The organism is Acidovorax sp. IB03, assembly GCF_016406015.1.
GTDB classification, from domain to species: domain Bacteria; phylum Pseudomonadota; class Gammaproteobacteria; order Burkholderiales; family Burkholderiaceae_C; genus Acidovorax; species Acidovorax temperans.
Window position 1 is genome coordinate 84,870 of sequence record NZ_JAEFCH010000015.1, and the last position, 8,001, is coordinate 92,870.

Sequence of the window (8,001 nt, forward strand, 5' to 3'; positions counted from 1 at the left end):
CCGCTCGACGATGCTCGGTGTATGGTGCGCAGCAGCCGGCCAGTTCAAGATTGACGCCACCTGGCAGCCGGCCCCATCTGCCCATCAGCATGAGCGGATCGTCATGCGCAAACAGGACTGGTCTTCGATGCGCTACAGGCTGACTTCGGGCCGATCGCGTTCGCCGCAGGATGGCCTCCGAAGCACGGGCCGTCTAGGACACCGCGCCAGAATCCGGCCCAGGGCTGCTCCGCTGCGCACGCAGCCGAAGGGCATTGCCCACCACCGAGGCTGAACTCATGCTCATGGCCAGCGCCGCGAACATCGGCGAGAGCAGCCAGCCGGTCAGCGGGTACAGAACGCCGGCCGCCAGCGGCACGCCCAGGCCGTTGTAGACAAGGGCGAACGCCAGGTTCTGGCGCATGTTGGCCACTGTGGCCCGCGACAGCCGGCGCGCGGTGGCGATGCTACGCAGATCGCCCTTGACCAGCGTCACCTGGGCGCTGTTCATCGCCACGTCGGTGCCGGTGCCCATGGCGATGCCCACGTCCGCGCGCGCCAGCGCCGGGGCGTCGTTGATGCCGTCGCCAGCCATGGCGACCACGCGGCCTTCGCGCTGCAACCGCTCGACCAAGGCCAGTTTGTCCTCGGGCTTGACTTCGCCATGCACCTCGTCGATCCCCAGGCGTGCCGCGACGGAGTTCGCGGTGGTCTCTCCATCACCCGTGGCCATAACGATGCGGATACCGGCTGCATGCAGCGCCGCCAGCGCCTCCGGGGTGCTGGCCTTGATCGGATCGGAGACCGCCAGCAGTCCTGCCAGTACACCATCCACGGCGAGATGCATGACGCTGGCGCCTTCCCGACGCAGGGCCTCGGCTTGCGCTGCCAGCCCGTCCACGGCAACTCCCAGTTGCGTCATCAGCGCCGTGTTGCCCAGCGCGAGCCGCCGGCCCGCGACGCGGCCTTGCACGCCGATGCCCGAGCCCGAGTCGAACTCCACCACCGCATCCAGGGCAACGTCCTGTTCACGCGCCTGACGAACGATGGCGTCGGCCAGCGGGTGCTCGCTGCCTTGATCCAGGCTGGCCGCCAGGCGCAGCACCTCCTCGGCGGCGAAGCCCTCGGCGGGCACCACCCGATCGAAGGCCGGGCGGCCCTCGGTCAGCGTGCCGGTCTTGTCCACGATCAACGCATCGACCTTGCGCAGGTTCTCGATCGCCGCCGCATCGCGGAACAGGATGCCCTGGCTGGCGCCACGCCCGGTCGCCACCATGATCGACATCGGCGTGGCCAGGCCCAGCGCGCACGGGCAGGCGATGATGAGCACCGAGACCGCGTTGATCAGGCCGAACGCCCAGCCCTGGGTGGGGCCGAACAGCCCCCAGGCGAGGAAGGTGGCGACGGCCACGCCGACCACGGCCAGCACGAACCAGCCGGCCACGCCATCGGCCATGCGTTGCAGGGGCGCCTTGGAGCGCTGCGCCTGGGCGACCATCTGCACGATCTGCGACAGCATGGTGTCGGCGCCGACCCGCTCGCAGCGCATCAGCAGCGCGCCGCTGGTGTTGAGCGTGGCGCCGATCAGCCGGTCGCCCGCGCGCTTGGTCACCGGCAGCGGCTCGCCGGTCAGCATGGACTCGTCGACCGCGCTTGCGCCTTCGAGCACGATGCCGTCGACCGGCACCTTCTCGCCGGGCCGCACGCGCAGGCGGTCGCCCACGTGCACGTGGGCCAGCGGCACGTCCTCCTCCGTGCCGTCCTCGCGCACGCGCCGGGCGGTCCTGGGCGCCAACCCCAGCAGCGACCTGATCGCTGCCGAGGTCTGCGAACGCGCGCGCAGTTCCAGCATCTGCCCCAGCAGCGTCAGCGAGATGATCACCGCGGCCGCCTCGAAGTAGACGTTGACCCGCCCCATCGAGACGAAGGACTCGGGAAACACGCCCGGCGCCACAGTGGCGACCACGCTGTAGACGAAGGCCGCGCCGGTGCCCAGGCTGATCAGCGTCCACATGTTGGGGCTGCGATGGACCAGCGACAACCAGCCGCGCTGGAAGAACGGCGCGCCAGCCCACAGCACCACGGGTGCCGCCAGCACCAGCTCCACCCAGCTCTGGGTCGCCATGTCGAACAGGTGCAGGCGGTGGCCGAACATCGCCAGCAGCATGACCGCCACCGACAGCGGCAGCGTCCACCAGAAGCGGCGCGAGAAGTCCTTCAGCTCGGGGTTGTCATCGTCTTCTTCCAGGCTGGGCAGTTCCGGCTCCAGGGCCATGCCGCACTTTGGGCAGGTGCCGGGGTGGTTCTGCCGGATCTCCGGGTGCATGGGGCAGGTGTAGATCGTCCCGGCGCGAGGCAGCGCACCCGTTGCCTGCGATGCAGAAGCGGCCCGTGCTGCATGTCCGCCGTCGTGTGCCCCGTGCCCGCCTGGGGCGGATGGCACCGCAGCGGTCGCCTGCTCGGACCGGAGATACCGATCGGGCTCGGCGACGAACTTCTCAAGGCAGCGGGCGCTGCAGAACACCTGCGTGGCCCCGGCATGCTCGACGCGGTGCGGCGAATCCTCGGACACCACCATGCCACAGACCGGATCGCGCACCGGCCTATCCTGGTGCGCGCGGCCAGGGCCGTGCGCGCCGTGATCATGCCCCCCTTGCGGGGGGGCAGTGTTGTCGCTTGTGCTTGCCTCGCCGGCAGGGGGATGAGGTGTGTGCATGTAGCCTCCCGGCATGAGGCCGCGCGTCTACACGCGCGGTGTTTTTAATCCTTAGTGACCAGTTTAAACTCGTGCAGCAACGCGCCGATCTCGGTCTTGTCGAGCTTGCGCATCAGCAGATGGCGCAGGAAGGCCGGGCCTGGCACATCGATCCCCTTGCCATCCCGCAGCGGCCCGATCGCGGCCAGCAGCGTGCGGATGTCGTAGGTCGAGTTGAACACCTCCGGCACGCCGCGCTCGACGTTCATCAGCGTATAGACCGCTTCCATCGGCGTGCGCACGGAATACTCCGTGGTGAAGATGCAGTCGCGCTGTTTCGATTCGGCGAACTGGCCAATGAAGGCGAAGTTGACCGCCCCCTCGGGCACCACATCGGGCCGGTCGCCGGCCTGGCGCGGCATGAAGAAGGCGGTGATGTACGGCATCATCACCGGCACGGTCTTGGCGCCGGTCGCGGCCAGCTCATCGATTTCCTCCACCGGAACGCCGAGGTGGTAGAGCCATTCGCGGGTGATCTCCTCGCCGGTGCATTCCTGCATCGGCTTCTTCACGTAGTTGCCAGGCTTGTCCACGAACAGGGCGTAGAACCAGGCCAGCATCTGGTCCTTGGGCTGCTTCTTGAAATGCGGCTGCCGGTGCACCGTCCAGCTCAGCAGCCAGTTCGAATCCTTCACCGTGACGATGCCGGCGGTGACGATCTTGCCGGTGAACGGATTGCGCTTGGCGATCTTCTCGACGTACTGCGGGATGCGCGTGTCGAGCGTGGTGATCGTCGCCGACGCCCACTTGGTCTGCGGGATGTGCGCGCCGAACACGTCGGGACGGCCGAAAGCGGGATCCTTGGCGGCGATGCGGCGCCACAGGTCCCAGGCCGGCGCCGGCCCTTCGTTGAGCCTGGCCGGGGTGTGGTGATCGCCATTGTCCGAATTCTCGGTCAGCGAGCCGATGGTGATGAAGACCAGATCGTCCGGCCCGAGGTCGACGCCACCTTCGACGCCCTGCTCGACCCAGTGGATCCGCGTGGCCTGCTTGCGCCCGGCCTGCAGGTCGAAATCGACATCGGTGACTTCCACGCCATAGCGGAACTTGACCCCATGGTCCTGCAGCCACTTCACCAGCGGCAGGACCATCGACTCGTACTGGTTGTAGCGGTTGAACTTGAGCGAGGAGAAGTCCGCCAGACTGCCGATGTGGTGGATGAAGCGATGCAGATAGAGCTTCATCTCCAGCGCCGAGTGCCACTCCTCGAAGGCGAACATGGTGCGCCAGTAGAGCCAGAAGTTGCTGTCGAGGAAGTCCTGACCGAAGACCTCGTTGATGCGCTTGTTCTCCATCTCCTCGCGCGTGGCGAGGAAGACCGAGAGCAGGTCTTTCTGCGCTTTGTCGCTCAGCGTCAGCAGGGCCTTGTCGGGCACGTCCTGGCCCTGGTTCTGGGTCGCGCGTTGCAGCGAGAGGTTCGGGTCGTCCTTGTTGAGCCGGTAGAACTCGTCGAGCACACTTGCGCCCTCGATCTCCAGCGACGGGATCGAACGGTAGAGGTCCCATAGGCATTCGAAATGCTCTTCCATCTCGCGCCCGCCACGGACCACGAATCCCTTCTCCGGCACATCTAGACCATCGAGCGCCCCACCCGGAATGGCCAGTTCCTCCAGGATGGTGATGCGCTCGCCGGCCACGCCACCATCGCGGATCAAAAAGGCCGCGCCGGCCAGCCCGGCCAGGCCCGATCCGACGAACCACGCCGTCTTCCTGTCGGCGCCCTCGGGTTTGCGGGGGCGCACGAACGCTTCGTAGTTTCCGCTGCTGTAGTGCATGGTCTGTCCTTTCCTTGTGGGGGTCAGTTCGGGGTCTTGTCGTAGCGGTAGAAGCCCTCGCCGGAGGCGACGCCGAGCTTGCCGTGGTCGATGTAGTGCTCCTTCAGCCAGGCCGCGAGCTGCTGGGTGTGTTCGCTGCCGTGGGACAGGATGTTGTAGGGCGTGGTCAGGCCGATGATGTCGTAGATCTGGAACGGCCCCAGCGGCGCGCCGGTGGCAATGCGCCAGACCTTGTCCACGTCGTGCGGGTCGGCATAGCCGCCGGCGGCCAGCTCGGCCGCCGCGTTGAGCAGGGGCACCAGCAGCGAGTTGAGCACGTAGCCCGCTTTTTCTTTATGCAGCGCGATGGGCACCATGCCGATGTCGGCGGCGAAAGCCAACAGCGCGTCGAACACCTTCGGGTCGGTGTCCTCGGTGCCCATCACCTCGGCGGTGTTGAACTTCCATATCTGGTTGGCGAAATGCAGGGCGATGAAGCGATCGGGCCGGCCGGTGGCGTCCTTGATCGCGCTCGGCAGCAGCGTGGAGGAGTTGGTGGCGAAGATGGTCTTCTCCGGCGCCAGCCGGTCCAGCCTGGCGTAGGTCTGGCGCTTGAGTTCCAGCACTTCGGGGATGGCCTCGATCACCAGGTCGGCATCGGCCACGGCCGCGCCCAGGTCGGTGTGCAAGGCGATGCGCGCCAATGCGGCGTGCAGCTTGTCGCCGTCGGCGCCGGCCACCTCTTCCTCGTAGGTTTCGATCAGCCCGTCCAGGCGCTGCCGCGCCTTGGCGATGGCCGCCTCATCGATGTCGTAGACCGATACCTCGAAGCCGCTGTAGGCGGTCTGGAACGCGATCTGCGAACCCAGCACGCCCGTTCCCAGCACCGTCACCTTGTTGATCTTGTCCACAGCACAACTCCTTGTATCGAAGGGAACAGGGCTAGGCTGGCCCTTGGGTAGCCAAGCCCGCGAAATAGCCGTCCACGACCTGCCGCACCTGCGCGCGCAGGTCGTCCATCGGGACATGGCCTGGATGGGCGCCGGTGGAGGCGCGCGAGACCGCCAGGTGCGCAGCGCCGAAGATCGAGATGCTGGCCACTCGGGCCAGTTCCGGGCGTGCCGGCAGGCCGCGCGCGGCGGCCTGCTCGAGCAGGCCGGCGGCCACGGCCGCCTCCAGCCCGGCCAGCAGTGCCAGGCCTTCGCTGCGGTACTTCTCGCCCGGGGCGCCGAACATCAGTTGGCGCTGGTAGACCGCCAGGTTCTCCGCATGCCGCCCCCCCCAGTTGCAGGATGGGCGCGACCATCGCCACCGCGACGTCCACCGGGTCGCGCAGTACACGGGCCCGCGCGGCGCCCTGTGCCAGCGCCGCGCGCAACGCCTGGTTGAGAACCATCAGCAGCAGTTCGTCCTTGGAGGACGCGTAGCGGAACAGCGTGCCCGTGCCGACGTCGGCACGCTCGGAGATTACCTGCGTGGTGACGCCGGCATAGCCATGCGCCTCGAACAGCTCTGCGGCGGCCTGGAAGATGCGGCCGTGCTTGTCCTGCATGTTGCGGTCGCGCCGGCCGTGTCGGATGAACACATCAGTCTCATACATGAACCAAGCTAATGAGTAGACTCGAAAATGAGTCTACTCTATTTTTTGCCTTAGCCGCAATCCATCTCATCGTTCCGCTTTAATCCTTTCCCTCTCTCATCCAACAGGAGCCAGCCATGAAGATCTTCTACAAGACCCGCGCCACCGCCGCGGGCGGCCGTTCCTGCCATACCGCACTGGACAACGGTAGCCTCGCGCTCGACCTGGCCATGCCTGGTTCCGGCAAGACCGGCGCCAACCCCGAGCAGCTTTTCGCCCTGGGCTACGCCGCCTACTTCGACAACGCCTTGCCCGTGGCCGCCAAGCAACTGGGTCTGGCGCCAGCGGGAACGCGCACCTCGGTGGAGGTCGGCATCGGCCAGACGGCCACCGGTGGCTATGCGCTGGACGTGGACTTGCATGTGGAAGTCCAGGGTCTGGACGAGGCCGCTGCGCGCAAGCTGGTGGAAGCCACGCATCAGGTGTGTCCGCATTCCAATGCCACGCGCGGAAATATCGACGTGCGCCTGCATGTTTCCGTAGCCTGAGCAGGAGAACAGCATCATGCGCAGTGCCATCCACACCACGTTTGGCGAACCTGCCGACGTCCTCGAACTCGGCGACCGTCCGGCGCCACAACCTGGCGCGGGCGAAGTCCGCATCAAGACCTCACTGGCACCGATCCACAACCATGACCTTTGGACGATCCGCGGCCGCTACGGCTACAAGCCGGAACTTCCCGCCATCGGCGGCAGCGAGGCGGTCGGCATCGTCGATGCACTTGGCGAGGGTGTCGAAGGCGTCACCGTCGGCCAGCGTGTTGCCGTGGCCTCGGTACACGGTACCTGGGCCGAGTACTTCCTGGCCCCGGCCCGGCTGCTGGTGCCGGTGCCGCAGGCCATGCCCGACGAGACCGCGGCGCAGCTCATCGCCATGCCGCTCAGTGCGTTGATGCTGCTGGAGTTCCTGCACGCCGAGCCCGGCAAGTGGATCGTGCAGAACGCGGCCAATGGCGCGGTCGGCAAGACGCTGGCCATGCTGGCCGCCGCACGCGGTGTGGAGGTGCTGAATCTGGTGCGCCGCGACGCGGGCGTGGACGAACTGGCGGCCCTTGGCATCGGCAACGTCATTTCCACTGCGCAGCCGGAGTGGCAGGAACGCGCCCGCGCCGTCCTCGGCCCCGCCCTGGCGCACGCGGCAGTGGACTCCATCGGCGGCACGGCCAGCTCAGCGCTGCTGCGCCTGCTTGGCGAAGGCGGCACGCTTGTTTCCTTCGGCACGATGGCGGGAGAGCCGATGCAGATCGACTCGGGCTCACTCATCTTCAAGCAGGCCACGGTCAAGGGTTTCTGGGGCAGCAAGGTCAGCGAAGCTATGGCTGCGGATGGCAAGCACCGGCTGGTGGGTGAACTGATGCAGCGCACGCTTGCCGGTGAACTGTTGCTACCGGTCGAGGCGATCTACGACCTGGCCGACGCAGCCCAGGCCGCGGCCGCTAGTCTGCAATCGGGACGCAACGGCAAGATTTTACTGGCCCCGTAAGGGAGCGTGAGAGCCAGCGCGCAGAGCGGAGCGATCTAAGCTGTTCTTTGGCCGGGACGAGCATAACGAGCCGTAACTTCGCTGATCGACACCTCTCCAACGCCGTCCAGTGCCGTTGCTCCGTTTGGTGCTGGGCTCGGGCCGCCACGTTCGCAGCAGCTCAGGTGATGGTGATCCAGTTCAGGTGCCCAAGGAGCGCACGATCAGCGCTCCTTGAACGCCATCGACACGGTGTTGATCGTCTCGGCGCTCATCGGGCCAGTCACGAACTGGTTGAGCAGCGCCTGGGGGGGGGGACGGCAATGCCGCCTTCAATGACCCCTTGCCTAGGGATGCTCTTACATGGACGTCTCCAGAAGAGCAAGATTCGGCGGCGTGAAGGTCTGAAGGGT

Annotated in this window: 6 protein-coding genes and 1 pseudogene; 2 read left to right on the forward strand and 5 right to left on the reverse strand. The window is 66.8% G+C overall.

The window, feature by feature from the left end; translation table 11 throughout:
- Positions 1–193: 193 nt before the first annotated feature.
- From IHV84_RS10750 to IHV84_RS20795, 5 genes and pseudogenes are all read right to left on the reverse strand, one after another.
- On the reverse strand, positions 194–2,695 hold the full coding sequence (locus IHV84_RS10750) for a heavy metal translocating P-type ATPase (protein WP_198846844.1): 2,502 nt from the start codon (positions 2,693–2,695) through the stop codon (positions 194–196).
- 44 nt (positions 2,696–2,739) lie between these two features.
- Positions 2,740–4,509, reverse strand: a complete 1,770-nt coding sequence (locus IHV84_RS10755; RefSeq protein WP_198846845.1) for an oleate hydratase — start codon at positions 4,507–4,509, stop codon at positions 2,740–2,742.
- Positions 4,510–4,532: 23 nt separating this feature from the next.
- On the reverse strand, positions 4,533–5,399 hold the full coding sequence (locus tag IHV84_RS10760) for a 3-hydroxyacyl-CoA dehydrogenase (RefSeq protein WP_370541248.1): 867 nt from the start codon (positions 5,397–5,399) through the stop codon (positions 4,533–4,535).
- 31 nt (positions 5,400–5,430) lie between these two features.
- A complete protein-coding gene (locus IHV84_RS10765; protein ID WP_198846850.1) occupies positions 5,431–5,724 on the reverse strand; it encodes a hypothetical protein in 294 nt (97 codons plus the stop codon).
- 220 nt (positions 5,725–5,944) lie between these two features.
- Positions 5,945–6,088: pseudogene (locus IHV84_RS20795) on the reverse strand (hypothetical protein); the annotation flags it as partial.
- A gap of 116 nt (positions 6,089–6,204) precedes the next feature.
- Here IHV84_RS20795 and IHV84_RS10775 point away from each other — a divergent pair.
- Entirely contained in the window at positions 6,205–6,615 is a 411-nt protein-coding gene (locus IHV84_RS10775) for an Ohr family peroxiredoxin (RefSeq protein ID WP_198846847.1), read from the forward strand.
- 16 nt (positions 6,616–6,631) lie between these two features.
- Positions 6,632–7,609: a zinc-binding dehydrogenase gene (locus IHV84_RS10780; protein WP_198846848.1), complete on the forward strand. Its 978-nt coding sequence runs from the start codon at positions 6,632–6,634 to the stop codon at positions 7,607–7,609.
- The last annotated feature ends 392 nt before the right edge of the window (positions 7,610–8,001 follow it).